This is a genomic window from Methylobacterium sp. WL18 (assembly GCF_008040015.1).
GTDB classification, from domain to species: domain Bacteria; phylum Pseudomonadota; class Alphaproteobacteria; order Rhizobiales; family Beijerinckiaceae; genus Methylobacterium; species Methylobacterium mesophilicum.
On the sequence record NZ_VRVD01000954.1, the window covers coordinates 1 to 1302 of the forward strand.

2 protein-coding genes are annotated in these 1302 nt (G+C 74.3%); both read right to left on the reverse strand.

All coding sequences use genetic code 11. From position 1 onward, the window contains the following. Window positions 1-58: 58 nt before the first annotated feature. Window positions 59-934 (reverse strand): aldose 1-epimerase family protein, encoded by an 876-nt coding sequence (locus FV228_RS30025; RefSeq protein WP_147857761.1) that lies wholly within the window; start codon window positions 932-934, stop codon window positions 59-61. Between the two features lie 73 nt (window positions 935-1007). After that, window positions 1008-1302: ATP-binding cassette domain-containing protein (locus FV228_RS30030; protein ID WP_147857762.1), on the reverse strand; the 295-nt coding region annotated here is incomplete at its 5' end.

Consider the following 1302-nt stretch of genomic DNA (forward strand, 5'->3'; position numbering starts at 1 on the left):
GGGCCGCGCCGGTGCGGGCGGCCCCCGGCTCGGGACGGGCGACCCAGACGCGCAACCGCTAGGCTTCCAGGGTCAGGCGGACGCCGTGGCGCGCTTCCTCCCCCGGCGGCAGCAGGCGCTGCGCGTCGCGCTCCTGAAGCGGACCGGAGAAATCCGCCCAGTCGGCGTAGCCGGTCCAGCATTCGAGCGACAGGAACGGCGCGGTCGGCTTCGTCCAGACGGCGAGGTGCGGGAAATCCTCCATCTCCATCCGGATCGCTGTCCCGGGCCCGGTGAAGCGCATCCGGCGGCTCTTCGCGTTCCGGAACACGAACGCCTCGGTGAAGATCGCCGGGTCGAGGGGCAGGGTGTCGCCGGCCAGGGGGATCGGCTGCTCGTCGCGCAGCAGCAGCCCGCCGGGGCCGACCTGCGGGGCGAACGGGCGCTCGGCCCGCTCGAATTCCACCGCGTAGCCGCCGTCCCGGGCCCGCGCACCGCCCGCGAAGGGCCACGGGAAGGCCGGGTGGAACCCGAGCGCGTAGGGCAGGGGGACGTCGCCGGGATTGGCCACGGTGACGGTGAGGTCGAGCCCGGCCGGCCGCACCCGGGCCGCGATGTCGAGCCGGAAGGCGAACGGGTAATGCGCCTTTGTCTCCGGCCCGTCGGTCAGCCGTAGAAGCACCGCGTCGGCGCTGCGCTCCACCACAACGAAGGGCAGGTCCCGGGCGAAGCCGTGCTGGGCCATCGGGTAGGTCTCGGACCCGACCCGCACCCGCCCGCCGGACGAGGCACCGACCACCGGGAAAAGCCAGGGGGCGTGCCGGTTCCAATGCACCGGATCGCCGCTCCATAGGTACTCGGTGCCGCCGACCCGCCAGGATACCGGCTCGGCCCCGTGGGTCGAGAGCACGGCCGTGGTGCCGTCCGGAGCGGTCAGGTCGATGCGCGTGCTCAAGCGGGCCTCCCGGGCGATCCTCGAACCGCCGAGGTAACGGACGCGGGCCGGGACGCAAGGGGAGGCCGCCGCCTCACGCCACATTCCCCAACCCCGGGAGGATCGTTTCCGGCGGCCCGGAGGCGACGAGCCGGCCGGCCTCCAGCACGTGGACCGCGTCGGCCCCCTCCAGGGTCGAGAGCCGGTGGGCGATCAGGATCAGGGTGCGTCGGCCCGAGAGCGCCCGAAGGGCGCGCATCACGGCCCCTTGCGTCTCGTCGTCCAGCGCCGAGGTCGCCTCGTCGAACACGATCACGTCCGGGTCGTGGTAGAGCGCCCGGGCGATGCCGAGGCGCTGGCGCTGGCCGCCGGAGAGCCGGGCCCCGCGC